The following is a 26,403-nucleotide window of genomic DNA, read 5'->3' on the forward strand; positions in this document are numbered from 1 at the left end:
TGTCAGGGGCTCAGCCGGTCCACGTGCCAGTTGCCGGAGGGCTGCGCGGTGTAGCGCAGGAGGTCGTGGAGGCGGTTCTCCCGGCCCTGCCAGAACTCGACGGTCTGAGGGGCGATGCGGAAGCCGCCCCAGTGCGGCGGGACCGGGACCTGTTCGCCCTCGGGGTAGCGGGCGGCCAACTCCTCGTACGACGACTCCAGTTCGGCCCGGGAGGGGATCACCGAGGACTGGGTGCTCGCCCAGGCGCCGAGCTGGGAGCCGTGCGGGCGGGTGCGGAAGTACGCGGCGGTCTCGTCCCGGCCGGTGCGGCGGGCGATGCCGGTGACCAGGACCTGGCGGGCCATCGGGTGCCAGGGGAAGAGCAGTGAGACGTAGGGGTTGGCGCCGAGTTCGCGGGCCTTGCGGGAGTCGTAGTTCGTGTAGAAGACGAAGCCCTGGTCGTCGTAGTGCTTCATCAGGACCGTGCGCGAACTGGGGCGGCCGTCGGCGTCGGCGGTGGAGACGACCATGGCGTTCGGCTCGTAGACGAGTTCCTGTACGACCGCCTCCTCGAACCAGCGGCCGAACTGTTCCATCGGGCCGCCGGCCAGCTCGGTCTCGTCGAGGCCGGCCACGCGGTACTGCTTGCGCATCGCGGCGGGGTCGAGGCGGGGATCACGGTCGGCGGTGGCATCGCGGTCGGTCACGCGGTCATCCTGCCGTACGACGCCTTGAGGCCGGCTACGGTCGCGCGTTCTGGTGGCACTGAGTGCCGTACACCCTCCCCTTGTGTGGCACTCGGCGTTATGGTGCTGATGTCTCTACCTTCGGCCCGCGAGTCCCCCGCGACCGTGGAGCCACAGCATGAGGAGCCGCCTGATGTCCGACTTCGACCCCTCCTTTGTACCCGGACTCGAAGGAGTCGTCGCGTTCGAGACGGAGATCGCCGAACCGGACAAGGAGGGCGGCGCCCTGCGGTACCGGGGCGTCGACATCGAGGATCTGGTCGGTCACGTCTCGTTCGGCAACGTCTGGGGGCTGCTCGTCGACGGCGCCTTCGACCCCGGGCTGCCGCCCGCCGAGCCGTTCCCGATCCCGGTGCACTCCGGGGACATCCGGGTCGACGTCCAGTCCGCGCTGGCCATGCTGGCTCCCGTGTGGGGCCTCAAGCCGCTCCTCGACATCGACGAGCGGCAGGCCCGCGACGACCTCGCCCGGGCGGCCGTGATGGCGCTGTCGTACGTCGCGCAGTCCGCGCGCGGGCAGGGGCGGGCGATGGTGCCGCAGAGCGAGATCGACAAAGCGCAGTCGGTGGTCGAGCGGTTCATGATCCGTTGGCGCGGGGAGCCGGACCCGAAGCACGTGGCGGCCGTGGACGCGTACTGGACGTCCGCTGCCGAGCACGGGATGAACGCGTCCACGTTCACGGCTCGGGTCATCGCCTCCACCGGTGCCGATGTCGCCGCCGCGCTGTCCGGCGCGGTGGGCGCGATGTCCGGGCCGCTGCACGGCGGGGCGCCGTCCCGGGTGCTCGGGATGATCGAGGAGATCGAGCGGACCGGGGACGCCGAAGCGTATGTCCGGCAGGCCCTCGACAAGGGTGAGCGGCTGATGGGATTCGGGCACCGGGTGTACCGGGCCGAGGACCCTCGGGCCCGTGTACTGCGGCGTACCGCGCGGGAGTTGGGGGCGCCGCGGTTCGAGATCGCCGAGGCGCTGGAGAAGGCGGCGCTGGCCGAGTTGCACGCCCGGCGGCCTGATCGGGTGCTCGCGACCAACGTCGAGTTCTGGGCGGCGATCGTGCTGGACTTCGCCGAGGTGCCGGCGCACATGTTCACGTCGATGTTCACGTGTGCGCGTACGGCGGGGTGGTCGGCGCACATTCTCGAGCAGAAGCGGACGGGGCGGCTGGTGCGGCCGTCCGCGAGATATGTGGGGCCGGAGTCCCGTGGGCCTGAGTCGATCGTCGGGTACGCGGACATCGCCGACTGAACAGGGGGCTTGGGTGCGTGGGCGACTGCGGGCCGGATGTGGCTGGTCGCGCCCACGCGGCGGAGCCGCACATCGATACAGCCCCGCGCCCCTAGAGTCCTCGCCCCAGGGCATGCTCCAGAAGGGCCGCCCATTGGGTCACCACTCGCTCCCGCCTGGCCCTGTCGTCCGTGAGCAGGTTCGCCAGGCCCAGGCCTCGTGCCATGTCCAGGAGGCCCTGGACCGTTTCCCGGACACCTGGGCCGGACTCGTCCGCGCCCAGCAGTTCGACCGCGATACGGTGGGTCTCGCGGCCCACTCGTCCCTCCAACTCCGTTACGCGAGAGCGGAGTTGCTCCTCGTTCGAGGCCGCCACCCAGAGGTGGAGAGCCGCGCGGAACAGAGGGCCGGTGTAGAGGTCGACCAGGGCCTGCACCACCGCGCGGCGGTCCGTGGCGCCCTCGGGGAACAGGGCGCGGAGGGCCGTGGAGCGTTCCTCGGCGACGTACTCGACGGCTGCCGTGAAGAGGTCCTCGCGGGTCGGGAAGTGGTGTTGGGCGGCGCCTCGGGAGACGCCGGCGCGTTCGGCGACGACGGAGACCGTGGAGCCGGCCCAGCCGTGTTCGGCGAGGCAGGACACGGCGGCCTCCAGGAGGCGCTGGCGGGTGGCCCGGCTGCGGTCCTGCTTGGGTCTGCGGTCGACCGCGCCCGGCGCCGTCGTCGCGCTCACACCACCCATGCGGGATCCCGTCGTTCGAGGAATGCTGTCATCCCCTCGCGGGCCTGCGCGGAGCCGAACAGCCGTGCCGAGAGCGCGGTCAGGTCGGCCGCGTCCCGGTCGAAGGTCTCCAGCACCCTAGCCGTGAGCAGCCGTTTCGTCTCGGCCAGGGCCTCGGGAGCGGACCGGCGCAGGCCGTCGAGGATCGGTGCCAGTACCTCGTCCACGTCCTCTCCCGCCGCCGTCAGCAAGCCCGCGCGGGTCGCTTCCGTCGCGTCGAAGCGCTCGCCGGTGAGGTAGTAGCGGGCCAGCGCGCGCGGGTCGGTGCGGGGCAGCAGCGGGAGGGAGATCACCGCCGGGGCCACCCCGATGCGCACCTCAGTGAACGCGAAGGTGGCCGATGCGGTCGACGCCGCCGCCATGTCGCAGGCCGCGAGGAGGCCCAGGCCGCCTGCCCTCACGTGGCCCGTCACCCGGGCGACGACGGGCTTGGGGAGTTCGACGATCCGCCGGAGCAGGGCCACGAGTGACTCCGGGGGCGGGGGGTCCCGTAGGTCCGCGCCCGCGCAGAACGTGTTGCCGGTGTGGGTGAGGACGACCGCGCGTACGTCGTCCTGTTTCGCGCAGTCCGTGAGCGCGTCCGTCAACTCGCCCACCAGGAATGCCGACAGCGCGTTGCGGCTCTCCGGTGCGTCGAGGCTCAGGGTCTCGATGCCCCGCGTGCGGGTACGGCCGATGAGTGTCATGCGCGGCCTCGCAGTTCCCGGCGGAGGATCTTGCCGGAGGCGGCTCGGGGGACGGTGTCGACGAAGGTGACGACGCGGACGCGTTTGTACGGGGCGACGCGTTCGGCGACGTACATCAGGACCTCGCTTGGCGAGAGGTCCGGGGCTGTCTGCTGGCGGACCACATAGGCGTGCGGGACCTCGTTGTTGTCGTCGTTGTACTCGCCCACGACCGCCGCGTCGGCGATGCCGGGGTGGGTGAGCAGGAGGGCCTCCAGTTCGGCGGGGGCCACCTGGAAGCCCTTGTACTTGATGAGTTCCTTCACCCGGTCGACGACGAACAGCCAGCCGCCGTCGTCGACATGACCGACGTCCCCGGTGTGCAGCCAGCCGTCCGGGTCGATCATGGCGGCGGTCTCGTCGGGGCGGCCGAGGTAGCCCTTCATCACCTGGGGCCCGCGGATGAGGAGTTCGCCCGCCTCGCCGATGCCGAGGTCCTTGCCGGGGTCGTCGAGGGAGACGACCCGCATCTCGGTGCCGGCGATCAGCTTGCCGACGGTTCCCGGGGGTGCGCTGGGCATGTCCCGTACGGGGACCACGTGGGTGCCCGGGGACAGTTCCGTCATGCCGTACGCCTGGCCCACGGGCGGCAGGCCCAGGCGCCGCGAGCAGGCGGCGGCGAGGTTCGCGTCGAGGGGGGCGGCGGCGCTGATGATGTATTTGAGGGACGAGAGGTCGTACTGTGCGACCGCCGGGTGCTTGGCCAGGGCCAGGACGATCGGCGGGGCCACGTAGAGGCCGGTGATGCGGTGGTTCTCGATGGCCGCGAGGAAGGTCTCCAGGTCGAAGCGGGGCAGTACCACGACCGCGGCGCCCTGCCTCAGGGGGGCGTTCATCAGGGCCGTCAGGCCGTAGATGTGGAAGAAGGGCAGCACGGCGAGGATGCGGTCGCCGGGTCCGGTCGGGACGGCGGGCTCCAACTGGGCCAGATTCGTGGCTATTTGGCGGTGCGTGAGCATCACGCCCTTGGGGGTGCCCGTCGTGCCCGAGGAGTACGGGAGGGCCGCCACGTCCGTCACCGGGTCGATGTCGACGACCGGCTCGGGGGCCGTGGAGCCGAGCATGTCGGCGAGGGAACGGTGACCTGGCGCGCTGTCGCAGACGAATATCTCCTCGACGCCGCCCGCGAGTTCGGCCGCCCGGCGGGCCGCGGCCAGGAGCGGCGACAGGGTGACGATCCAGCGGGCCGCGGAGTCGCGCAGCTGCTTGGCGAACTCCTCCGGCGTGGCGAGCGGGTGCACCGTCGTGACGGAGGCACCCGCGCGCGTCGCGGCGTAGAACGCCAGCGGGAAGGCGACCGTGTTGGGGCTGTGCAGGGCGAGCACGTCCCCCTTGCGCACCCCCGCGTCCGCGAGCCCGGCCGCGATCCGCCGGTGGAACGTGTCGAGTTGGGTGTACGTCAGCGTGGTGCCGTCCGTGCCGTCGACCAGCGCGGGTTCGTCCCCGAACTCCGCCGCCCGGGCCAGCACCGCGTCATGGATGGGGAGTTCTACGGCCGGAACGTCTGCGTACTCGCTGCGGAACATGGTTCCTCCTGGCGCGGACTGGCGCGGGCCTGTACTGGCTCGGGGCTAGTAGGACTTGGGCAGGCCCAGGGTCTGGTGGGAGACGTAGTTGAGAATCATCTCCCGGCTCACCGGAGCAATACGAGCCACGCGCGCGGCGGTTATCAACGAGGCGAGCCCGAACTCGCGCGTGAGGCCGTTGCCGCCGAGGGTGTGCACGGACTGGTCGACGGCCCGCACGCATGCCTCGCCGGCCGCGTACTTGGCCATGTTGGCGGCCTCGCCCGCGCCGACGTCGTCCCCGGCGTCGTAGAGGTACGCCGCCTTCTGCATCATCAGGCGGGCGAGTTCGAGGTCGATGTGCGCCTGGGCGAGGGGGTGCGCGATCGCCTGGTGGGCGCCGATCGGGGCGTCCCACACGGTGCGGTCGCGGGCGTACTCGATCGCTCGGGCGAGTGCGTAGCGGCCCATGCCGATCGCGAAGGCGGCGGTCATGATGCGTTCGGGGTTGAGCCCGGCGAAGAGCTGGAGCAGGCCCGCGTCCTCGTCTCCGACCAGGGCGTCCGCCGGAAGTCGTACGTCGTCCAGGGTCAGCTCGAACTGCTTCTCCGACGCCTGGAGTTCCATGTCGATCCGGCGGCGGGTGAAGCCGGGGGCGTCTCGCGGAACGATGAACAGACAGGGCTTCAGCCGACCGGTCCGGGAGTCTTCCGTGCGGCCGACTATGAGGGTCGCGTCGGCCAGGTCCACGCCGGAGATGAAGACCTTGCGGCCGGTGAGGAGCCAGTCCGTGCCGTCCTTCCTCGCCGTGGTGGTGATGCGGTGGCTGTTGGAACCCGCGTCCGGTTCCGTGATGCCGAAGGCCATGGTCCGGGTGCCGTCGGCCAACGCGGGGAGCCACGTCTGCTTTTGAGCCTCCGTGCCGAAGCGGGCGATCACCGTGCCGCAGATCGCCGGTGACACGACCATCATCAGCAGCGGGCAGCCGGCCGCGCCCAACTCCTCCAGGACGATGGAGAGTTCGGAGATGCCGCCGCCTCCGCCGCCGTATGCCTCCGGCAGGTTGACGCCGAGATAGCCCAGCTTGGCCGCATCGGACCAGAGTTGCTCTCGGTCGTAGTCGCGACCATGGCGTTTGCCGAGGGCGGCGACTGCCGAGCGCAGGGCCCGGTGTTCTTCTGTTTCGGTCGTGGGCATGTGGCTCCCTCGTCGTGGCTGGTCGCGCTCGTGCGGCGGTCGCCGCCTGTCGGTACGGCCCCGCGCCCCTCAGTCGGGCTGGACTACGGCCAGCAGGGCGGCCAGTCGCACCTGTTGGCCGGGTACCGCGTTCAGGGCCGTCAGCCGGCCTGTCACCGGGGCCGTGATCCTGTGTTCCATCTTCATCGCCTCCAGCCAGAGCAGGGGGTCTCCGGCCTTTACGGCGGCTCCTACGGTCAGGCCGTCCGCGAGCCTCACCACCGTGCCGGGCATGGGGGCGAGGAGGGAGCCGGGGGCCAGTTGGGTGGTGGAGTCGGGGAAGCGGGGCAGGGCCGTCAGGGTCGTGGCGTTCACGTACACCTGGTCGGTGTCGTAGCGGGCCACCTCGAACTTCCTTTGCACGCCGTCCACTTCGAGTACGACTCGGCCGGCGTCCACGTGGACGACGCGCACCCCGTCCGCCGTCAGGCCCGTCCTCGTGTGGCGGTACCGGACCTCGTGTTCGGTGTCGCCCATGGCGTAGCGCTTCAGTTGGGGCTGAGACGGGACGTTGCGCCAGGCCCCTCCGAAGCGGGAGCGGGCGTGGGTGTCGGCCAGGGCCGCGGCGAGCGGGGCGTGCGGGTCGGGGGCCTGGTGGATGAGGTCTTGGAGGTGGCGGTCGTAGAAGCCCGTGTCCATGCGGGCCGTCGTGAACTCCTTGTGGCGCAGGGAGTTGACGAGGAGGGCGCGGTTGGTGACCGGGCCGTGGATGGTGGCCCGGTCCAGGGCTCCCGCGAGTTTGCGAACGGCCTCGGCGCGGGTGGGGGCGTGGGCTACGACCTTGGCGAGCATGGGGTCGTAGTGGACGCCGATCTCGTCGCCGTCGGTGTAACCCGTGTCCAGGCGGACGCCGTTCGGGACGGTGAGGCGGTGCAGGGTGCCGGTCTGGGGGGTCCAGTCGGTTGCCGGGTCCTCGGCGTAGAGGCGGGCCTCCACGGCGTGGCCGTGTGGGTGCGGGGGGTTGCTGTCGAGGGGCTCGCCCTCCGCGACGCGTAGTTGCAGGGCCACCAGGTCGATGCCGAACACGGCTTCGGTCACCGGGTGTTCGACCTGGAGGCGGGTGTTCATCTCCAGGAAGTGGGCCTTGTTGTCCGGGGAGATGAGGAACTCGACGGTTCCGGCGCCCTCGTAGGCGACTGCCCGGGCGGCGCGTACGGCCAACGCGCTGATTTCTTGCACCAGTTGATTGGCGAGGCCCGGTGCCGGGGACTCCTCGATCACCTTCTGGTGGCGGCGCTGGAGGGAGCAGTCCCGGGTGCCGAGGGCCCAGACGGTGCCGTGGGTGTCGGCGAGGATCTGCACCTCGACGTGCCGGCCGCCCTCGACGTACGGCTCGACGAAGACCTCGCCGTCGCCGAAGGCACTGGTCGCCTCGGCGCGGGCGGCGGTCAACTCGGTGTCGAAGTCGGCGAGTTGGCGTACGACTCGCATGCCGCGCCCGCCACCGCCCGCCGCCGCCTTCACCAGGACCGGGAGGTCGTTCTCGGTGACGTGTTCCAGGGAGGGGATGCCCATGAGTTCCTTGGCGCGGGTCTTGGAGGCCATGGCCTCGATCGCCTCGGGCGGGGGGCCGATCCAGACCAGGCCGGCGGCCAGGACCGCGCGGGCGAAGTCGGCGTTCTCGGAGAGGAAGCCGTAGCCGGGGTGGACGGCGTCGGCACCTGCCGCGACGGCCGCCTTCACGATCGACTCCCCGCGCAGATAGGTCTCCTGGGGCGATGACCCCGGCAGCCGTACCGCCGCGTCGGCCAGGCGTGTGTGCAGCGCGTGCTCGTCGGCGTCCGAGTGCACGGCGACCGTACGGATGCCCAGCTCACGGCAGGTACGGAAGACCCGGCAGGCGATCTCGCCCCGGTTGGCGACCAGTACGGTCGAAATCACGTGATCCCTCACATCCGGAAGACGCCGAAGCCACCGCGCGCGCCCTCGTAAGGCGCGGTGTGGATGGCGGACAGACACAGGCCGAGGACGGTGCGGGTGTCGCGCGGATCGATGACGCCGTCGTCGTACAGCCGCCCCGAGAGGAACATCGGCAGGGACTCGGACTCGATCTGCTGCTCCACCATGGCGCGCAGCGCCGCGTCCGCGTCCTCGTCGTAGGGCTGCCCCTTCGCCACGGCCGACTGCCGGGCGACGATCGACAGCACACCGGCGAGCTGCTGGGGGCCCATGACGGCGGACTTGGCGCTGGGCCAGGCGAACAGGAAGCGGGGGTCGTAGGCACGGCCGCACATGCCGTAGTGCCCGGCGCCGTACGAGGCGCCCATCAGGACGGAGAGGTGCGGTACGCGGCTGTTGCTGACGGCGTTGATCATCATGGCGCCGTGTTTGATGATGCCGCCCTGTTCGTACTCCTTGCCGACCATGTAGCCGGTGGTGTTGTGCAGGAAGAGCAGCGGGATGTCGCGCTGGTTGGCCAACTGGATGAACTGGGCGGCCTTTTGGGACTCCGCACTGAAGAGGACCCCCTGGGCGTTGGCGAGGATGCCGACGGGATAGCCGTGCAGGGCGGCCCAGCCGGTGACGAGGCTCGTGCCGTAGAGGGGCTTGAACTCGTCGAAGTCGGAGGCGTCGACGAGGCGGGCGACGACCTCGCGGGGATCGAAGGGCGTCTTCAGGTCCCCCGGGACGATGCCGAGCAGCTCGTCCTCGTCGTACTTGGGGGGCTCGGCCGGGCCCGGATCGCCGTACGCCTTGCGGTGGTTGAGGCGGGCGACGACGCGGCGCGCCTGCCGCAGCGCGTCCTGCTCGTCCACGGCGAAGTGGTCCGCGAGGCCCGAGACACGGGCGTGCATCTCGGCGCCGCCGAGGGACTCGTCGTCGCTCTCCTCGCCGGTGGCCATCTTCACGAGGGGCGGCCCGCCGAGGAACACCTTCGCGCGCTCCTTGACCATGATCACGTGGTCGGACATGCCGGGGATGTAGGCGCCGCCGGCGGTGGAGTTGCCGAAGACGACGGCGATCGTCGGGATGCCGGCGGCCGAAAGCCGGGTCAGATCACGGAAGATGGCGCCGCCCGGGATGAAGATCTCCTTCTGGGACGGCAGATCGGCACCCCCGGACTCCACGAGGCTGATGCAGGGCAGCCGGTTGGCGAGGGCGATGTCGTTGGCCCGCAGGGCCTTCTTCAGCGACCAGGGATTGCTGGCTCCGCCGCGCACGGTCGGGTCGTTGGCGGTGATCAGGCACTCCACGCCCTCCACCACTCCGATGCCGGTGACGAGGGAGGCACCGACCGCGTAGTCACTGCCCCAGGCGGCGAGCGGGGAGAGTTCCAGGAAGGGCGTGTCGGGATCGAGGAGCAGCTCGATCCGCTCGCGGGCGAGCAACTTGCCGCGCGTGCGGTGCCGTTCGACGTACTTCGGCCCGCCGCCCGCGAGGGCCTTCGCGTGTTCGGCGTCGAGGTCGGCGAGCTTGGCGAGCATGGCCTCGCGGTGGGCGGCGTAGTCGGGACCGTTGGTGTCCAGGGCGGTCGGGAGGACGGTCACAGGAGGACCTCCGGTATGTCCAGACGACGGGACCGCAGCCATTCCCCCAGGGCCTTGGCCTGCGGATCGAAACGATGCTGAGCGGCGACACCCTCGCCGAGAATCCCGACGACGACGAAGTTGAGGGCGCGGAGATTGGGCAGCACATGCCGGGCGACCTCCAACTCGGCGGTCTCCGGCAGCAGTTGCCCGAACCGCTCGACGGTCAGCGCATGGGCGAGCCAGCGCCACGCCTCATCCGTACGCGCCCAGACCCCCACGTTGGCGTTCCCTCCCTTGTCCCCGCTCCGGGCCCCGGCGACCAGACCGAGGGGCGCCCGCGCCGTGGGCCCGTCCGGCAGCGGCTCGGGCAGGGCCGGCTCCGGAACGTCTTCCAGTACGAGGGTGTCGTGGGCCGGGGCCACAGCGATCCGGCGCCCGTCGTGGAGGACGGCCATATGGTCGACGGCACCCTGGGGGACATACACATCATCGAAGACGCCATAGGGGGCGCCCTTCCCAGGTGGGGTCAGCACATGGAAGCCGGGGTAGCTGGCGAGCGCGAGCTCGATGGCGGCGGCGCTCAGGGAGCGCCCGACAACATCCTGGTCGGCGTCCCGGACGACGAGCCGCAGCAGCGCGCTGGCGGTCTCCTCGGTGACGGCATCGGCGTGATCGGTCCTGGCGAGATCCCAACGGATGCCGGAAGGGCGCGACTTGGCCTCGCGGAACACGAGATCCAGCTGCTCCCGTACGAGGGTGGCCTTGCGCTCGATGTCGAGCCCCGTGAGGACGAAGGTGACCTCGTTGCGGAAGCCGCCCAGCCGGTTGAGGCCGACCTTGAGGGTCGCGGGCGGCGCTTCCCCGCGCACCCCGTCGATCCGCACCCGGTCGTCACCGTCCGCCCCGAGCCGGACGGTGTCGAGCCGGGCGGTGACATCGGGTCCCGCGTAGCGGGCACCGTGCGTCTCGTAGAGAAGCTGGGCGGTGACGGTGCCGACATCGACAACTCCCCCTGTACCGGGGTGCTTTGTGACGACGGACGAACCGTCCTCGTACACCTCGGCCAGCGGGAAGCCGGGCCGTCGAAGCTTCTCGGGCGCGTGCTCGGTGAAGAAGGCGTAGTTGCCGCCGGTCGCCTGGGTCCCGCACTCCAGCACATGCCCGGCGACCACGGCGCCCGCGAGCCGGTCGTAGTCCTCGGCCCCCCACCCGAAGTGGGCGACGGCGGGCCCGGTGACGAGCGCGGCGTCGGTCACGCGCCCGGTGACCACGACATCGGCCCCCGCCTCAAGACAGGCGGCAATCCCGAACCCACCGAGGTAGGCGTGCGCGGCCAGGGCATCCGGATACCGAGCGGCGAGATCGTCCCCCTCGACATGCGCGACGCGCACGGGAAGCCCGAGCCGATCGGCCAACTTCCGTACGGCGTCGGCGAGTCCGGCGGGGTTCAGCCCACCGGCGTTGGTGACGATCCGCACCCCGCGCTCATGGGCGAGCCCGAGACACTCCTCCAACTGCTTGAGGAAGGTACGGGCATACCCCGCGCCGGGGTCCTTCAGCCGGTCCCGCCCCAGGATGAGCATGGTCAACTCAGCGAGATAGTCACCGGTCAGGAAGTCCAGTTGCCCCCCAGTGAGCATCTCGCGCAGGGCGTCGAACCGGTCGCCGTAGAACCCGGAGGCATTCCCGATCCGGAGGGGGCCGACGGTGGAGGTCATGCCCGGTCCCCCTTCGGCGGTCGCCCGGGACCGGCCGGCCCCGCGAAGGCCTGAGCGATGTCGAGCCACCGGTCGGCGTCGGGCCCCACCGCCTCCACGGCGAGGTCGGCGCGGTGGGCGCGCTGGGTGACGAGGAGACAGAAGTCGAGAGCGGGGCCGGTGACGCGCTGCGGGGCGTCGTCGGGCCCGTAGCTCCACAACTCCCCCGACGGGGCGCGGAGTTCGACCCGGAACTCCTCGCCCGGCGCGGCAAGCCCGTGCACACCGAAGGCGAAGTCGCGGGCCCGCACACCAATGCGCACCACATGCCGAAGCCGATCCGTGGGCGGTCGCACCACGCCCACCGCGTCGGCGACATCCTGCCCGTGGGCCCAGGTCTCCATAAGGCGCCCGGTGGCCATGGACGCACCTGACATGGGCGGCCCGTACCAGGGAAAACGAGTCCCCGTGGGCGCGGCGTACAGGGCGTCCAGCAGGGCCGCCCGCCCGGCCCGCCAGTCGTCGAGAAGCCGGCCGGGTGCCTTCGCGGCCCCCTCCGCCGCCCCGTCGTCCACGAACGTCGAGGGGGCGGCCAGCGCCTTCTCGACCAGCGCACGGAACGCTTCCTGATCCGTCACGGCAAGCAGGGCGGAGTGGTCGGTCCAGGCCAGGTGGGCGATCTGATGGGCGACGGTCCAGCGTGCGGCGGGAGTCTCAAGGGCCCAGCCCTCCGGGCCCAACTCGGCTACGAGCCGGTCGAGTTCCTCGCCTTCCTCACGCAGATCGTCGAACACGCGCGTCGGATCGGACATGGGGGGAGCATGGCAGGGGCACCAGAAACAATCAAGCGTGCTTGCATTATTAAATGGCGGGGGGGCACGGGCACCCGGGGGGGCTGCTGCAACCCTGGGTTGCGTCGTGGACGTCGGGCCGCCCGCTTCTTGGCCAGTGTCGGGATGGCGAGAGCCGAGTAAAGGGCGCTCCGCTGCGCTACGCGTCGGCTCCGCCGATTCCGCTCCGCTCCACCCTTGACTCGGCTCACGCAATCCCGTTTGAGAAGCGAGCGGGCGGCCCCGAGGGATGGGTGGCCAGGCACGAATCCCGTCGGGTGGGCTACGCCGTGAACCGGGTCGAGGAACGCGTTCGCGCCTCGCCAGCACGCCCCCTCGGCTCAGCGGCCACCCCTGAGTGGGGGGATGGGCGTACAGAGGGAAGAAGGGAGCGAAGGCTGGGCGGGTGGTTGCTGGAAGCTGGGTGTAAATCCAACCACCGTAACGACCTTTGACCAGTTAGAAATGACCCCAGCCCCCCGAGAGGCCCGGCTCGGAACGGGGCGACGCACCAACATCCCGCCAGCAGACCGAGTCATCCCAACACCTCCCGACCGGCGGGACTCACCACCCAAGAGACCAAGCCCAAAAGTGACCAAGACCGCAAGGCGCCAAGGCGGGCAAGGGGCCGAGGAAGCGAGGAGTCGGCGGGCCAAGAGCCGAGGGGCCAAGAACCCGAGAGGTCGAGAGGTCAAGGAGCCGAGACGCGTAAGGGCCAAGGGCCGACGGCGGAGGACCCGAGAGGCAGAGGGGCGAGAGGCCGAGGACCCAGGGGCCGAAAGTCCTAGGAAGGAGGGCCGAGGGCGGGGAGGCTAGGGGCCGAAGGTCGAGGGGCCGGGGGGCGCAGGCGAAGGTCGGGGGGCCAAGGGCCGATGGTCGACGACGAAGGCCGAGGGGCTGAAGGTCGAGAGGCGAGAAAGGAGGGCCAAGGGCGGGGACGCCCAGGGGCCGGGGGAGGAGGGGCCAAGGGCCGGGAGCCGGGCATCGGGGGTCGGGGCCCGAGGCCGGGGGGCCAAGAGCGGAGGTCGACGGCGAAGGCCGAGGGGCCGAGGGCTGAGGTCAGCGGGTCAGGGGCCGAGGGGTACCCCAGCCTTCCGCAACCCCCACCCGAACTCACCACCAACGGCTGGCCGTTGAGCCAAGGTGGCATGCAGGCGAGGTGTGGTCGCGTCTCCTCGCGCCCCATCGGGCGGTGGCACGCTGGGCCAGCGCGGTGTGCAGGTGAGACGCCAGTGATTCACCCTCTCCCCCGGACTCGGCCCCATCCCTAAAAGCCGGGGTCACTCCTAACCAGCCAAAGGCGCGACAGCAGTTAGATTTACACCCAGCTTCCAGCAACCCCCCACCCCAAGCACCCCTCCACCCGCCCACTCACCCATCCGCCCATCCACCCACCGCCCATCCACCCACTCAGGGTTGGCCGCTGAGCCGAGGGGGCGTGCTGGCGAGTCGCGAGTGCGTGTACCTCGCACCCCACCGGGCGGTCGCCGCTGAGCCCACCCGGCGTGCTGGCGAGACGCGAGCGCGCATCCCCTCACACCGGTCCACAGCTCAGTACAGGCACGGGATTCCTAGCCGGCCACCCGTTCCTCCGGGCCGCTCGCTCGCTTCTGAAACGGGCTGGAGCGGTCCTAGTCAAGGGTGGCCCGCAGGGCCATCGGCGCAGCCGACGCGTAGCGGAGCGGAGCGCCCTTTACTTGGGCCGTGGAAGCCCGACACTGGCCAAGAAGCGAGTGGCCCAACGGTCACCTACGCGTCTACTTTCGCCTTCCCCCGCCCCACCTGCGTCCGCACCGCCCCCATGCTCGCCGCAATGACCAGCGCGATAGCCATGGCTTCCGGAACGGACAGCGCCTGGTGAAGGATCAGGAAGCCCGCAGTAGCAGCCACCGCCGGTTCGAGGCTCATGAGGATGGCGAAGGTGGAGGAAGGGAGACGGCGCAGGGCAAGGAGTTCAAGCGTGTAGGGAAGGACCGAGGACAGAACGGCCACCGCTGATCCGAGGGCGACGGTCGCCGGGTTCAGGAGCTTCGTGCCCGACTCCACGACACCGAGCGGCAGGAACACCACCGCCGCCACGACCATCGCCAGCGCCAACCCGTCAGCCTGCGGAAAGCGGCGCCCCGTACGCGCGCTGAAGATGATGTACGTGGCCCACATCGCCCCGGCCCCCAGGGCGAAGGCCACGCCCACGGGGTCCAGGCTGCTGAAGCCTCCGCCGCCGAGGAGGAAGACGCCCGCCAGGGCGAGACCTGCCCAGACCGCGTTCAGCGCGCGCCGGGACGTCAGGACAGAGAGGGCGAGCGGGCCCAGTACCTCAAGGGTCACTGCGGGGCCCAGGGGAATGCGGGCCAGCGATTGGTAGAAGAGGCCGTTCATCGCGGCCATGGTGACGCCGAAGACGACGACCGTGCCCCAGTCCGCCCGCGAGTGCCCCCGCACACTTGGCCGGCAGACCACGAGCAGCACCACCGCGGCCACCAGCAACCGCAGCGTCACCACACCCAGTGCCCCCACCCTGGGCATCAACGTCACCGCCAGCGCACCACCGAACTGCACCGAGATCCCCCCGGCCAGCACCAGCCCCACCGGCCCGAGCGAGCCCATACGGCCAGGAGTGACGGCCAGGTCGGCGGTCGGACCCACGGCCGGGGTGGCCGCGGGGGCGGAGGTCGACGTACTGGGGATGCTCACGGGGGCTTCCAGGGGCTCGGCTCAGCGCACATTCGTCCATCACGATGCACTACTCAGTCCATGGTAATGGACTTCGACAGGTGTGCGAACCCTTTATGCAACTGTCACTGGGCCTAATCCCGGAACAGGGGCCGACCGTCGGGGAGGGTGGCGGGCATGGGCCCGAAGAGAGGATCGGAGTACTCCGGGTGCTCGGCCTGCGGGTAGGGCGGTTGATATGTCGGCCCGTACGTCTGCCCGTACGTCGGTTCGTGCGACGGCTCGTATGGCCGGTCGTATGGCGGCTCGTACGTCTGCGGTGCCCAGCTCTCCACGAAAACGGGCGCCGCGGGGTATCCGTAACCCGCCCCCACCCCCGCCGTCGCCCCCGCCTCCACGAACGACGGGAGCCTCAACTCCCCCGTGTCCATCACCGCGTTGTTCTGCGAGCGATGCAACCGCGAGTACGCCCCGCTCCGCGCCATCAACTCCTCGTGCCGCCCCGTCTCCACGATCCGGCCCCGGTCCACGACCAGGATGCGGTCGGCGTCGGGGGCGAGGTTGAGGTCGTGGGTGATCATGATGGTCGTCCGGCCCGCCATCAGGCGTCGCAGGGGCTTCACGACCCGGCGGGCGGCCATCGAGTCCAGCCCGGTCGTGGGTTCGTCGAGGACCAGAACCGGCGCGTCCCGCAGAATCGCCCGCGCGATCGCCAGCCGCTGGAGCTGACCGCCGGACAACCGGGCGGAGTTGGGGTCGACCTTCGTGTCGTAGCCCTCGGGCAGCCGCAGGATGAACTCGTGCGCGTCGGCGGCGACGGCCGCGTCCACGATCGCCTGTTCGCTGGCGCCGGGCCGCCCGCAGGCGATGTTCGCGCGGACGGTGTCGTGCAGGACCAGGGTCTCCTGGGGCAGCAGGGTCACGTACTCACGCAGGCGGGCCACCGGGAGGTTCCGCAGCGGTACGCCGTCGAGCAACACCTCGCCCGCGTCGGGGTCGTAGAAGCGAAGGAGCATTTTGGAGACCGTGGACTTGCCGGCGCCGCTGGGGCCGGTGACGATCACCAGTTCGCCGGGGTCGACCGTGAACGAGAGGCCCTCCAGGGCGGTCCGGTCCGCGCCCGGGTAGGTGAAGGAGACGTCGCGAAGTTCGACCGTGCCGTCCGGTCGGCCGGTCTCCGGGTCGCGGGCGGGGTCGGTGACGGACGGGCGTACGTCGAGGATCTCGATGAGGCGCTCGGCGCCCGCGGTGGCGGCGGTGATGGTGAGGCCGAGTTGGGCCAGGCCGCGGACGGGCGGGTAGAGGTAGCCCAAGAAGGCGGAGAACGCGAGGAGTTGGCCGAGAGTCATGCGGCCGGTGGAGATCTCCCACGCGCCGATGCCGATGACGGCGAGCACGCAGACGGTCTCGATGACGGAGACGAGTTGCTCATAGGCCTCGTTGAGCCGGGTCGAGCGGACGGAGGCACGGAACCAGGCGCCGGCCTCCTCGTTCAGGCGTCGGCGCTCGGCGTCGCGGCGGCCGTAGGCCTGGGTGAGGACGATGTTGCCGAGCGACTCCTCGACCACGGAGGTGATCGCGCCGTCGGCGACCCGGCCCTCGCGGGAGACGTCCTTGATGGAGCCGGAGAAACGGCGAGCCGCCAGCCAGAAGAGCGGCGCGAGGACGAAGGTGGCGGCGGCGAGGTCCCAGCGGAGCCAGAACGCCGCGGCGGCGTAGAACAGGGCGGAGAAAACGGCGGACGCGGTGCCGACGACGCCGGAGACGACGAGGGTCTCGATCGCCTCGACGTCACCGGTGAGGCGGGACAACAGGTCGCCCTGGCGGTGCCGTTGGAAGAAGTGCGGGGGCAACTGCTGTACGTGGTCGAAGACATGCTCGCGCAGTCTCATCACGAAGCGTTCGGTGGCCCAGGCGGCGAGGGAGTTGCCGGCGTACGAGACGAACGCGCCGAGGATCGCCACGCCGAGCCATTGGGCGGCGGGGTTCCAGAAGGCGCTCAGGGAGCCCTTCGCGAGGGCGCGGTCGGTGAGGTCGCTGAAGAGGAGGATGGCCTCGGTCTCGGCGAGCGCGCCGACGACGGTGCACACCCAGACGAGCGTCAGCCAGCGTCTGAGCCCCCGGGTGAGCGGCCAGAACCGACGGAATGCCACGCGGGCGGGAATGGTGGGAGTGGTGGGAGTTTCGTACTCCTCGCCGTATTCAAGGTCTTCCTCGTCCGAATCCACACCCATGACCCCCTCCGCTTTCCGTCATCAGAATTCTTTTGGATTTTCGAATTCGGGAAAGAAAAGAGGGCCGACTGCGTGGGTCGGCCCTCTTCTACTGCCGGATCAGCTGTCCTGGCCGGGCAGCGGCTTCGGCAGTGGCTTCGGCTCGTGCTTCCTGCGAGGCTTCGGGGCGGGCGGGGGCGGAAGCTGCTGCTTCTTGGGCTTGGGCAGCGGGGCGAGCTTGTTGAGGCCCATTCCGAACTCCTTGGTTGTGCAGAGGAATTTGTGCGTCAAAGTCGAGCGTTTTACCGCCCGGGGAATTCCCGACACGGATGAACTTACACGCGGCCGACGCCAAGAAGCAGCAAAAATGGCAAGCGAACGGCAAGCAGGCGCTGTGAATACCTTTGTGAATCCTGGGTTACGGCGGCGAACCTGAGAGTTCTCTGACAAACCTGAGAGGAGCCTTGATGAACCTGTGCTTCCGCCCTCAGCCGGGTCGGTTCGCCTGTTGCTTGTTCTCGGTCTCCAGGGCTTCCGCCAGTACCTCCGCCAGGTGTCGTCCCCGTACCCCCGCCAGCTGCTCCAGTTGCGTACGGCACGAGAAGCCGTCCGCCAGGATCACCGCGTCCTCCGGGGCCTGCCTCACCGACGGCAGCAGCTGTTCCTCCGCGCACGTCGCCGACACCTCGTAATGCCCCTTCTCGAAGCCGAAGTTGCCCGCCAGGCCGCAGCAGCCGCCCGACAGTTCGCCCGTCAGGCCCGCTGCCGTGCGGAGGCGGCGGTCCGGGGTGTCGCCCAGGACCGCGTGCTGGTGGCAGTGGGTCTGGCCGACGGCCGGGCGGTCGATGCGGGGCGGGGTCCAGTCGGGGGCCAGGCGTTCCAGGGCCTCGGCGAAGGTGAGGATCGACGCGGAGAGGCGGGCCGCTCGGGGGTCGTCGGGCAGCAGCTCGGGGAGGTCCGTGCGGAGGGCCGCCGCGCAGCTCGGTTCCAGGACGACCACATGCGGTGCGGGCCCCGAGTCCAGCGGGCCGCTCATCGCGTCCAGCGTGCGGCGCATCACCTCCCGCGCCCGGTCCAGTTGGCCCGTCGACACGTACGTCAGACCGCAGCAGACCGGTTTCCCCGCCGTCACCGGGAGCACGGCCAGCCCCGCCGCCTCCAGCACCCGCACCGCCGCCAGGCCGACGGCCGGCGAGAGGTGTTCGGTGAACGTGTCCGGCCAGAGGAAGACCTGACCCCGGCCCGGCGTCTCCACCCCCTCCCGCACGCTCCGCCGCCACGCCCGCGTGAACGTCGTCCCCGCCACCCGCGGAATCTCCCGCTCCGCCGCGATCCCGCCCAGCCTCTTCGCCACCGCCGCCAACGGCCGTACCGCAGCGAGGGAGTTGACCAGCCACGCCGTACGCGTACGCGCCACCAGCCGCAGCCACCGCGGCAGCCAACCCATCGCGTAGTGCGCCGCGGGCCGTCGCCGGCCCTCGTAGTGGTGGTGCAGGAACTCCGCCTTGTACGTGGCCATGTCGACCCCGACCGGGCAGTCCGTGCGGCAGCCCTTGCAGGACAGGCAGAGGTCCAGCGCGTCACGGACCTCCGTCGACCGCCAGCCGTCGGTGACCAGTTCGCCCGCGAGCATCTCGTGGAGGAGCCGGGCCCGCCCGCGCGTGGAGTGCTCCTCCTCGCCCGTCGCCCGGAACGACGGGCACATCACCGACGATCCGGCGGCCTCGGGAGTACGGCACTTGGCCACCCCCACACAGCGCCGCACCGCCGCCGAGAAGTCCCCGCCGTCCGCCGGGTACCCGAACACCACGTCCACCGGCCGACGCGGGAGCACCGAGAAGCGGAGGTTCGTGTCCAGCGGGGCCGGCCGCACCAGCATCCCGGGGTTGAGGAGATCGTCCGGGTCCCACACCCCCTTCGCCCGCTCGAACAGGGCCACCATCTCCGCGCCGTACATCCGCGGCAGCAGCTCGGCCCGCGCCTGCCCGTCCCCGTGCTCCCCGGAGAGCGAGCCGCCGTGCGCCGTCACCAGCCCGGCCAACTCCTCCGAGAAGTCCCGGAAGCGGGCGATCCCCGCCTTCGTCAACAGGTCGAAGTCGATGCGGACATGGATGCAGCCGTCCCCGAAGTGGCCGTACGGCGTGCCCCGTAGGCCGTGCGCGGTCAGCAGGCTCCTGAAGTCCCGCAGATACGCGCCCAGTCGCGCCGGTGGCACCGCGCAGTCCTCCCAGCCCGGCCACGCCTCCGCGCTTCCCCCGGCCCCTGGGGACTGGGAGGTGTTCACAGGAATGCGCGTCGCCGTACCGCTCGCGTCCTCGCGGATGCGCCACAGGGCGCGCTGGCCCGAAGGGTCCGTCACCACCAGGGAGTCGAGGACGTCGGCCGCGCGGACGATCGTCTCGGCACGCGCGTGTGCCTCCGCCGCCGTGTCGCCGCCGGTCTCGACGAACAGCCAGGCCCCGCCCCGGGGGAGGTCGGCCGTGGAGCGGACCAGGTCGGCCGCCATGCCCTCCACCGTCAGCGGGCCGTGCACCAGCAGGCCCGCCGCCGCCTCCGCCGCCGCGCTCTCGTCGGCGTAGCCCAGGACGGCCAGCGCACGCGCGCGGGGCGCCTCGACGAGGCGTACGACCGCCTCCGTGACGATGCCCAGGGTGCCCTCGCTGCCGCAGAAGGAGCGGGCCACGTCCGCGCCGTTCTCGGGGAGGAGGGCGTCCAGCGCGTACCCCGAGATGCGGCGCGGGAGGTCGGGGAAGCCCGTGCGCAGACGGGCCAACTCGGCCTCGACCAGGGGCCGTAGACCCTCGGGAGCGCCCGACCAGTCGCGGCCCAGGCGCAGTCGGTCGCCGCGCGCGGTGGTCACGGACAGTGCGCTCACGCTGTCCGCCGTGGTGCCCCAGGCGACCGAGTGGGAGCCGCAGGAGTTGTTGCCGATCATGCCGCCGAGGGTGCAGCGGCTGTGGGTCGAGGGGTCGGGGCCGAAGCGCAACCCGTGCGGGGCGGCGGCCTGTTGGAGGCGGTCGAGGACCAGGCCGGGCTGGACTACCGCCGTACGGGACGCGGGGTCGAGGGACACCAGCCCGTCCATATGGCGGGTGAAGTCCAGCACCACGCCCACGCCCGTCGCCTGGCCTGCGATCGAGGTGCCGCCGCCGCGTGCCACGACCGGCACTCCATGAGCCCGGCAGGCGGCCAGCGTCGCCGCCACGTCATCGGCGTCACGGGGCGCGACGACGCCCAGCGGGACGCGCCGGTAGTTCGACGCGTCCATGGTCACCAGTGCCCGGGACGTGACGTCGAAATCCACCTCGCCCCGGACGGTGCCGCGCAGCTCGGCCCGCACACCCGCCAGTTCCGCCTGAAGATCCGCCATGCCCCCAGCATGCACCCGACCACTGACAGTGACCGTCCGGCATCTGGCGAAACGTTCCGGGAAACTTCCCGCCCACGGGGCACCGATTCTGTAAACGCATCCAGAACCTCCCCAGTTCTGTCACTAACTCTCATATAGTGACCGTCAGTTGAGCACCCGGTGTCGCTTCTCGCCCAAGAACCCGACGAGCACCCCCCGAGGACACGACCGAGGACGACTGAGGACCCCCGACCAAAGACGCCCGAGGACCCGACCGAGGACCCCCTTCATGACCGCCCCCATGCTTCCCGGCGAACGCCCCACCTTCCGCACCGTCGCCCCCGTACCCGTGCTCACCGCCGTACTGGCCGCGCTCGCGGTCGTCGGCGCGGTCTATGTGACCCCCGACGCGAAGCGCCTCGCGGTCGCGTGCGCGGCGAGCGCCGGTGCGCTGCTGCTGTGCGCGGCCGTCGCGATCGCCACGCACGCGTACCAGACGGCCCGTATCACCCGCCGCCGGCTGGAGGCCGTCACGCTGGACGCGGGGCGGCTGTTGCAGGAACGGGCCCGGCTGAGCACGGACTTCGACCGCGAGCGGGTGCAGCTGACCGAGGAGCTGACCCACGAGCGGGCCCGGCTGACCGCCGAACTCTCGCAGGAACGCGCCCGGTTGACCTCCGACTTCGCCCAGGAGCGGCTGCGGCTGACCACCTCCTTCGCGGAGGAGCGCGCCCGCCTCACGGAGGAGGGCGAATTGGAGCGCGCCCGGCTGACCGCCGAGAACAGGCAGCTGTCCGAGCGGGCCCGCCGCGACTCCCACGAACGCGCCGCCGCGCTCTCCGCGACCGCCAACGCGGCGGGCCGGATGCAGGCGTTGGCCACCGGCATGCTCGCCGACCTGCGCGCCATGGAGGAGCGGCACTCGGATGAGGACGTCCTCGCTGACCTGCTCCACCTCGACCACCGCACCGCGCAGGCGGGCCGCCTCGCCGACTCCGTCGCCGTCCTGACCGGCGCCCGCTCCGGCCGCCGTTGGGCCCGCCCGATCGCCATGGAGTCGATCCTGCGCGGCGCGATGGGCCGGATCAGCGGCTACCAGCGGGTGCGCGTGCACTCCGCGAGCGATGCCGCCGTCGCCGGGCACGCGGCCGAGGGCGTGATGCACGCGCTCGCCGAACTCCTCGACAACGCCGCGAACTTCTCGCCGCCGAGCGCCGAAGTGCATGTCTACGTGGAAGAAGTGCCCGCCGGGGTCATCCTCTCGGTGGAGGACAGCGGTCTCGTCATGGGCGACATCCAACTCCGGCGCGCCGAACGGGCGGTGTCCGGCGACGCCGTCGAACTCGGCGGTCTCACCGGTACCCGCCTCGGCCTCGCGGTCGTCGGCCGCCTCGCCCGCAAGTACGGCCTGAAGGTGTCGTACCGGCCCTCCGCGCGCGGCGGCACCGGTGTCCTGATGCTCGTACCGCAGGACATCCTGGTGCCCCAGGACGCCCCCGCGCCGCAGAACTCCCTCCCGCTCCCGGAATCGTCGACCCCGGAGGGATCAACGCCGGCTGACACGGAGGCCGTTCGCGAGCCCGCCGCCGTGGAGCAGCCGTGGATGTCCTACGCCGCCGGGCGCACCCTCGCCGATCTGGACCCGGACCCGGTGCCCACGCACGAGTCCCCTGACCGGGGCACGCTCCCGGACCCGGCGCCGGACACCGCGAACACCTTGCCCGAAGGCCTGCCCAAGCGCCGCCGGGGTCAGGCGCTCGCCGAGGCCGAGCGGTCACGCGCGCGTGCCGAGTCCCCGGCCCCCGAGACGCCCCGCCCCGCGCCCTCCGCCGACGACACCCTCGCGCGCACCGCCCGCTTCAACAGCTTCCGCCAGGCCGTGCGCGCCGCGAGCCCCGACCCGGACCCCTCCGCAGCCGCGGAACCCGTCACCTCCCCCTCCCACCCGGAAGGCAACGCCACCTCATGACCGGCACGACGACCGCCGACGAGAAGCTCACCTGGCTCATCGAGGGCCTCCTGGAGCGCACCCCGGGCGCGCGGCACGCGCTCGTGCTGTCCCGGGACGGCCTGAAGCTGTGCCGGACCCCCGAACTCTCCGTCGACCAGGCCGACCAGCTCGCCGCGATCGCCGCGGGGATCCAGTCGCTGTCGCACGGCGCCTCGGTGGAATTCGGCGACGGCAGCGGAGGCGTGCGCTCCGCGATGACGGAGTTCTACGGCGGGGTGCTGTTCATCGTCGAGGCGGGCGAGGGCGCCCACCTGGCGCTGGTCACCACCGAGGACGCGGACGCGGGGCTGATCGGGCACAACATGAGCGAGCTGGTCGAACAGCTCGGCGAGCACCTGCGCGCGGAACCGCGTACGTCATGAGCCGCCCCGGCAGGGACGACTCGCCCGACCGCCTCTACACGCTCACGGGGGGCCGCGCCCGCTCCGCACCGGACAACCCGTTCGACCTGGTGACCCTCGTGGTCGCCGAGTGCGACCCGGTGGCCGGTATGCAGTCGGAGCACGCGGCGATCCTGCGGCTCACCGAACACCCCACGGCCGTCGTCGAGTTGGCGGCCGAGCTGAAGCTCCCGGTGTCCATCACCAAGATCCTCCTCTCCGACCTTCTCGCGGCCGGCCGGGTCAGTGCCCGGCATCCGCGGAAGGCCGTTCTCGATCCCGACGTCCTGGAACAGGTGCTCGTTGGACTCCGCAACCTCTGACGCGCGCACCCCCTTGGGTGCCACCGCCGACAACGGCCTGAAGATCGTGGTCGTCGGCGGCTTCGGCGTCGGCAAGACCACGCTGGTCCGCTCGGTCAGCGAGATACGTCCCCTCAACACCGAGGAGACGATGACGAAGGCCGGCGAGGCCGTCGACGACATCAGCGAGGTGCGCGGCAAGTCCGCGACCACGGTCGCCTTCGACTTCGGCCGCATCACGCTCGACGCCCGCAATGTGCTGTATCTGTTCGGCGCCCCCGGCCAGGAGAGGTTCTGGTTTCTCTGGGACCGGCTCTTCTCCGGGACGCTCGGCGCGGTCGTCCTCGTGGACACCCGGCGGATCGGCGACTCCTGGTACGCCATCGACCGCCTCGAAGACCACGGCACCCCGTTCATCGTGGCCTGCAACGACTTCGGCGGCCCCACCTACGCCCCGCAGCAGATCCGCGAGGCCCTCGACCTCGATCCGCACGTCCCGCTCCTGGACTGCGACGCCCGCTCCCGCGCGTCCGCGAAGCAGGTCCTGATCACCCTGGTCGAGTACGTCAGGAACCACCACGGCCCGCGGAGCGGTCGCTACGACACCCAAGTTCACGCCCCCCACCAGGAGTTGGCCCTGTGACCGCGCCCGTACCGCTGAGTGGACCCAGGTTCCAGACCGAACCGGCGCAGCTGTACCGGGAGATGCGGCGCGAGCACGGCGCCGTGACACCCGTGGTGCTCGACGGCGGCATCCCGGCCTGGCTGGTGCTCGGCTACCGCGAGCTGCACCAAGTCACCGGCGATCCCGTCCTGTTCAGCCGCGACTCCGACCTGTGGAACCAGTGGGACGACATCCCCGACGACTGGCCGCTGCTCCCGATGATCGGCCGCAAGCAGCCGTCGATCCTCTACACGGTCGGCGAACGGCACCGCGAGCGCGTCGGCATGATCAGCGACGCGCTGGAGGCCGTCGACCCGTCCGAACTCCGCTCGTACACCGAGAAGTTCGCCGACGAGCTGATCGACGGGATCTGCGCCAAGGGCGAGACGGACCTCGTCGGCGACTACGCGATGCTGCTGCCGGTGCGCGTCCTGGCGCGGCTCTACGGCTTCCGGGACGAGCAGGGTCCCGGCCTGGTGACGGCGTTGAACGACATGATCGACGGTCGGGAGCGCGCGATCGCCGGGCAGACCCATCTCGCCACGTCCATGGGGCGGTTGCTGGCCGACCGGAAGGACGAGCCGGCCGACGACGTCGTGTCGCGGATGCTGACGCACGAGTCCGGCTTCAACGACGTCGAGATCGCCCAGGACCTGATGGTGATGATGGCGGCCGGCCATCAGCCGACCGCCGACTGGATCGGCAACTCGCTGCGGCTGATGCTGACCGACGACCGGTTCGCGGCCTCGCTGTTCGGCGGCCGCAACAGTGTCGCCGAGGCGATGAACGAGGTCCTGTGGGAGGACACCCCGACCCAGAACGTGGCCGGGCGCTGGGCCTCCCGCGACACCCAGCTCGCCGGCCGCCGCATCCGCGCGGGCGACCTGCTCCTCCTCGGCCTCCAGGGCGCCAACTCCGACCCCCAGGTCCGCACCGACGGCGCCGCGCTCACCGGCGGCAACAACGCGCACTTCTCCTTCGGGCACGGCGAGCACCGGTGTCCGTTCCCGGCGCAGGAGGTCGCCGAGGTGATCGCGCGGACCGGTATCGAGGTCGTCCTGGACCGGCTGCCGGACATCGACCTGGCCGTACCCGCCGAGTCCCTCACCCGCAGGCCCTCGCCGTGGCTGCGGGGGCTGACGGAACTGCCGGTGCGGTTCACGCCCGTGCCCGCGCTCTGAGCTTCCGGACCCGATCCTGCGTCACCCCGGCGGCACCACAACGCCCGCCGGGGGCCCGGGAGTTGACCACGACCCCGGGGGACGCGGCACCCCACCCCTGCCCTTGGAGGCACCTGTATGAGCACCGGTACCGAAGAGACCCGTATCGTCCTCGACCCGTTCGTCGGCGACCTGGACGGTGAGAGCGCCAGGCTGCGCGCGGCCGGTCCGCTGGCCGCCGTGGAGCTGCCCGGTGGCGTGCCCGTGTGGGCGGTGACCCGGCACGCCGAGGCGAAGCAGCTGCTCACGGACCCGCGGCTGGTGAAGGACATCAACGTCTGGGGTGCCTGGCAGCGCGGTGAGATCCCCGCGGACTGGCCGCTGATCGGGCTCGCGAACCCGGGCCGTTCGATGCTGACCGTGGACGGTGCCGACCACCGCAGGATGCGCACGCTGGTCGCGCAGGCGCTCACCCCGCGCCGGGTGGAGCAGATGCGGGATCGGATAGCGAAGTTCACGGAGGGCCTGCTGGACGGCCTGGAGGGGGATGTCGTGGATCTGAAGGCGGCGTTCGCGTACCCGCTCCCCATGTACGTCATCGCCGACCTCATGGGCATCGCGGAGGACCGGCTCCCGCGGCTGAAGGAGCTGTTCGAGAAGTTCTTCTCGACGCAGACCCCGCCGGCGGAGGTCATCGCGACGCTCACGGAACTCGCGGGCATCATGGCGGACACGGTCGCGGCCAAGCGTGCCGAGCCCGGCGACGACCTGACCTCGGCGCTGATCCTGGCCTCCGAGAACGGCGACCACCTCACCGACGAGGAGATCGTCTCCACGCTCCAGCTGATGGTCGCGGCCGGCCACGAGACGACTATCTCGCTGATCGTCAACACGGTCGTCAACCTGTCGGCGCACCCCGTCCAGCGGGCCCTGGTGCTGGCCGGCGAGGCGGACTGGTCCTCGGTGATCGAGGAGACCCTGCGCCACTCGACGCCCACCTCGCACGTCCTGATCCGCTTCGCCACGGAGGACGTCCAGGTCGGCGACAGGACCCTTCCGGCCGGGGACGCGCTGATCGTGTCGTACGCCGCGATCGGCCGTGACGAGGAGGCCCACGGGCCGACGGCGGGCGAGTTCGACATCACCCGCACCAGCGAGAACCGGCACATCTCCTTCGGCCACGGCCCGCACGTCTGCCCCGGCGCGGCACTGTCCCGGCTGGAGGCGGGGGTGGCGCTCCCGGCGCTCTACGAGCGGTTCCCGGCCCTTGACCTGGCGGTCCCGGCGTCGGAGCTCCGCAACAAGCCGGTGGTGACGCAGAACGACCTCTACGAGCTGCCGGTCCGGCTGACGCCGTAGATCGCCGTAGATCGCCACAGCTAGCTCGCCGTCGGTCCACGAGCCGGAGTGGTCGTCTCATCGAACGGACGCGTTTCCGTCCCGTTTCGCCGAGGAGATAC

Annotated in this window: 20 protein-coding genes; 7 read left to right on the top strand and 13 right to left on the bottom strand. The window is 71.1% G+C overall.

All coding sequences use genetic code 11. The features are described from left to right. Positions 1-2: 2 nt before the first annotated feature. Positions 3-686 (bottom strand): pyridoxamine 5'-phosphate oxidase, encoded by a 684-nt coding sequence (pdxH, locus tag ACIRB1_RS13650; protein ID WP_403465642.1) that lies wholly within the window; start codon positions 684-686, stop codon positions 3-5. A gap of 172 nt (positions 687-858) precedes the next feature. Between pdxH and ACIRB1_RS13655 the strand changes: the two genes are divergently transcribed. Further along, a complete protein-coding gene (locus ACIRB1_RS13655; protein WP_352183270.1) occupies positions 859-1,971 on the top strand; it encodes a citrate synthase 2 in 1,113 nt (370 codons plus the stop codon). A gap of 91 nt (positions 1,972-2,062) precedes the next feature. On the opposite strand, the gene ACIRB1_RS13660 is transcribed toward ACIRB1_RS13655, so the two are convergent. From ACIRB1_RS13660 to ACIRB1_RS13715, 12 genes are all read right to left on the bottom strand, one after another. Next, on the bottom strand, positions 2,063-2,689 hold the full coding sequence (locus tag ACIRB1_RS13660; protein ID WP_403465643.1) for a TetR/AcrR family transcriptional regulator: 627 nt from the start codon (positions 2,687-2,689) through the stop codon (positions 2,063-2,065). After that, positions 2,677-3,414, bottom strand: coding sequence for an enoyl-CoA hydratase family protein (locus ACIRB1_RS13665; RefSeq protein WP_403465644.1), 738 nt, complete (start codon positions 3,412-3,414; stop codon positions 2,677-2,679). The genes ACIRB1_RS13660 and ACIRB1_RS13665 overlap by 13 nt, the downstream gene beginning before the upstream one ends. Continuing rightward, positions 3,411-4,979, bottom strand: a complete 1,569-nt coding sequence (locus ACIRB1_RS13670; RefSeq protein ID WP_403465645.1) for a 4-coumarate--CoA ligase family protein — start codon at positions 4,977-4,979, stop codon at positions 3,411-3,413. The genes ACIRB1_RS13665 and ACIRB1_RS13670 overlap by 4 nt, the downstream gene beginning before the upstream one ends. Before the next feature lie 45 nt (positions 4,980-5,024). Beyond that, positions 5,025-6,155 (bottom strand): acyl-CoA dehydrogenase family protein, encoded by a 1,131-nt coding sequence (locus ACIRB1_RS13675; RefSeq protein WP_403465646.1) that lies wholly within the window; start codon positions 6,153-6,155, stop codon positions 5,025-5,027. 69 nt (positions 6,156-6,224) lie between these two features. Beyond that, positions 6,225-8,075, bottom strand: coding sequence for a biotin carboxylase N-terminal domain-containing protein (locus tag ACIRB1_RS13680; protein ID WP_403465647.1), 1,851 nt, complete (start codon positions 8,073-8,075; stop codon positions 6,225-6,227). Positions 8,076-8,083: 8 nt separating this feature from the next. Next, positions 8,084-9,682 (bottom strand): acyl-CoA carboxylase subunit beta, encoded by a 1,599-nt coding sequence (locus ACIRB1_RS13685; RefSeq protein WP_403465648.1) that lies wholly within the window; start codon positions 9,680-9,682, stop codon positions 8,084-8,086. Continuing rightward, on the bottom strand, positions 9,679-11,382 hold the full coding sequence (locus tag ACIRB1_RS13690; RefSeq protein WP_403465649.1) for an acyclic terpene utilization AtuA family protein: 1,704 nt from the start codon (positions 11,380-11,382) through the stop codon (positions 9,679-9,681). Before ACIRB1_RS13690 ends, ACIRB1_RS13685 begins: the two co-directional genes overlap by 4 nt. Continuing rightward, positions 11,379-12,173: a TIGR03084 family metal-binding protein gene (locus ACIRB1_RS13695; RefSeq protein ID WP_352183262.1), complete on the bottom strand. Its 795-nt coding sequence runs from the start codon at positions 12,171-12,173 to the stop codon at positions 11,379-11,381. Before ACIRB1_RS13695 ends, ACIRB1_RS13690 begins: the two co-directional genes overlap by 4 nt. Before the next feature lie 1,767 nt (positions 12,174-13,940). Further along, on the bottom strand, positions 13,941-14,885 hold the full coding sequence (locus ACIRB1_RS13700) for an EamA family transporter (RefSeq protein WP_403465650.1): 945 nt from the start codon (positions 14,883-14,885) through the stop codon (positions 13,941-13,943). Between the two features lie 113 nt (positions 14,886-14,998). Then, on the bottom strand, positions 14,999-17,098 hold the full coding sequence (locus ACIRB1_RS13705) for an ABC transporter ATP-binding protein (RefSeq protein WP_403465651.1): 2,100 nt from the start codon (positions 17,096-17,098) through the stop codon (positions 14,999-15,001). Positions 17,099-17,197: 99 nt separating this feature from the next. Further along, positions 17,198-17,329 carry a hypothetical protein gene (locus ACIRB1_RS13710; protein ID WP_329553543.1) on the bottom strand — a complete coding sequence of 44 codons (132 nt, stop codon included), beginning with the start codon at positions 17,327-17,329 and terminating at the stop codon, positions 17,198-17,200. A gap of 235 nt (positions 17,330-17,564) precedes the next feature. Continuing rightward, entirely contained in the window at positions 17,565-20,447 is a 2,883-nt protein-coding gene (locus tag ACIRB1_RS13715) for an FAD-binding and (Fe-S)-binding domain-containing protein (protein WP_403465652.1), read from the bottom strand. 268 nt (positions 20,448-20,715) lie between these two features. Here ACIRB1_RS13715 and ACIRB1_RS13720 point away from each other — a divergent pair, with 268 nt between their 5' ends. The 6 genes from ACIRB1_RS13720 (at position 20,716) to ACIRB1_RS13745 (ending at position 26,302) form a co-directional block, all read left to right on the top strand. After that, entirely contained in the window at positions 20,716-22,395 is a 1,680-nt protein-coding gene (locus tag ACIRB1_RS13720) for an ATP-binding protein (RefSeq protein WP_403465653.1), read from the top strand. After that, a complete protein-coding gene (locus tag ACIRB1_RS13725; protein WP_266771250.1) occupies positions 22,392-22,799 on the top strand; it encodes a roadblock/LC7 domain-containing protein in 408 nt (135 codons plus the stop codon). Before ACIRB1_RS13720 ends, ACIRB1_RS13725 begins: the two co-directional genes overlap by 4 nt. Next, positions 22,796-23,140 carry a DUF742 domain-containing protein gene (locus ACIRB1_RS13730; RefSeq protein ID WP_266771248.1) on the top strand — a complete coding sequence of 115 codons (345 nt, stop codon included), beginning with the start codon at positions 22,796-22,798 and terminating at the stop codon, positions 23,138-23,140. The genes ACIRB1_RS13725 and ACIRB1_RS13730 overlap by 4 nt, the downstream gene beginning before the upstream one ends. Continuing rightward, complete coding sequence (locus ACIRB1_RS13735; protein WP_403465654.1) at positions 23,121-23,762, top strand: GTP-binding protein; 642 nt, start codon at positions 23,121-23,123, stop codon at positions 23,760-23,762. The genes ACIRB1_RS13730 and ACIRB1_RS13735 overlap by 20 nt, the downstream gene beginning before the upstream one ends. After that, positions 23,759-24,964 (top strand): cytochrome P450, encoded by a 1,206-nt coding sequence (locus ACIRB1_RS13740; RefSeq protein WP_352183257.1) that lies wholly within the window; start codon positions 23,759-23,761, stop codon positions 24,962-24,964. The genes ACIRB1_RS13735 and ACIRB1_RS13740 overlap by 4 nt, the downstream gene beginning before the upstream one ends. A gap of 117 nt (positions 24,965-25,081) precedes the next feature. Next, positions 25,082-26,302, top strand: a complete 1,221-nt coding sequence (locus ACIRB1_RS13745; RefSeq protein ID WP_403465655.1) for a cytochrome P450 — start codon at positions 25,082-25,084, stop codon at positions 26,300-26,302. The last annotated feature ends 101 nt before the right edge of the window (positions 26,303-26,403 follow it).

The organism is Streptomyces sp. NPDC096013 (assembly GCF_044763565.1).
GTDB lineage: Bacteria > Actinomycetota > Actinomycetes > Streptomycetales > Streptomycetaceae > Streptomyces.

Excerpts from the sequence above, each read along its gene's own strand:
- ACIRB1_RS13655 (WP_352183270.1), top strand. The coding sequence starts at position 859 with ATGTCCGACTTCGACCCCTCCTTTGTACCCGGACTCGAAGGAGTCGTC.
- ACIRB1_RS13660 (WP_403465643.1), bottom strand. The coding sequence starts at position 2,689 with ATGGGTGGTGTGAGCGCGACGACGGCGCCGGGCGCGGTCGACCGCAGA.
- ACIRB1_RS13665 (WP_403465644.1), bottom strand. The coding sequence starts at position 3,414 with ATGACACTCATCGGCCGTACCCGCACGCGGGGCATCGAGACCCTGAGC.
- ACIRB1_RS13670 (WP_403465645.1), bottom strand. The coding sequence starts at position 4,979 with ATGTTCCGCAGCGAGTACGCAGACGTTCCGGCCGTAGAACTCCCCATC.
- ACIRB1_RS13675 (WP_403465646.1), bottom strand. The coding sequence starts at position 6,155 with ATGCCCACGACCGAAACAGAAGAACACCGGGCCCTGCGCTCGGCAGTC.
- ACIRB1_RS13690 (WP_403465649.1), bottom strand. The coding sequence starts at position 11,382 with ATGACCTCCACCGTCGGCCCCCTCCGGATCGGGAATGCCTCCGGGTTC.
- ACIRB1_RS13695 (WP_352183262.1), bottom strand. The coding sequence starts at position 12,173 with ATGTCCGATCCGACGCGCGTGTTCGACGATCTGCGTGAGGAAGGCGAG.
- ACIRB1_RS13705 (WP_403465651.1), bottom strand. The coding sequence starts at position 17,098 with ATGGGTGTGGATTCGGACGAGGAAGACCTTGAATACGGCGAGGAGTAC.
- ACIRB1_RS13710 (WP_329553543.1), bottom strand. The coding sequence starts at position 17,329 with ATGGGCCTCAACAAGCTCGCCCCGCTGCCCAAGCCCAAGAAGCAGCAG.
- ACIRB1_RS13715 (WP_403465652.1), bottom strand. The coding sequence starts at position 20,447 with ATGGCGGATCTTCAGGCGGAACTGGCGGGTGTGCGGGCCGAGCTGCGC.
- ACIRB1_RS13720 (WP_403465653.1), top strand. The coding sequence starts at position 20,716 with ATGACCGCCCCCATGCTTCCCGGCGAACGCCCCACCTTCCGCACCGTC.
- ACIRB1_RS13725 (WP_266771250.1), top strand. The coding sequence starts at position 22,392 with ATGACCGGCACGACGACCGCCGACGAGAAGCTCACCTGGCTCATCGAG.
- ACIRB1_RS13730 (WP_266771248.1), top strand. The coding sequence starts at position 22,796 with ATGAGCCGCCCCGGCAGGGACGACTCGCCCGACCGCCTCTACACGCTC.
- ACIRB1_RS13745 (WP_403465655.1), top strand. The coding sequence starts at position 25,082 with ATGAGCACCGGTACCGAAGAGACCCGTATCGTCCTCGACCCGTTCGTC.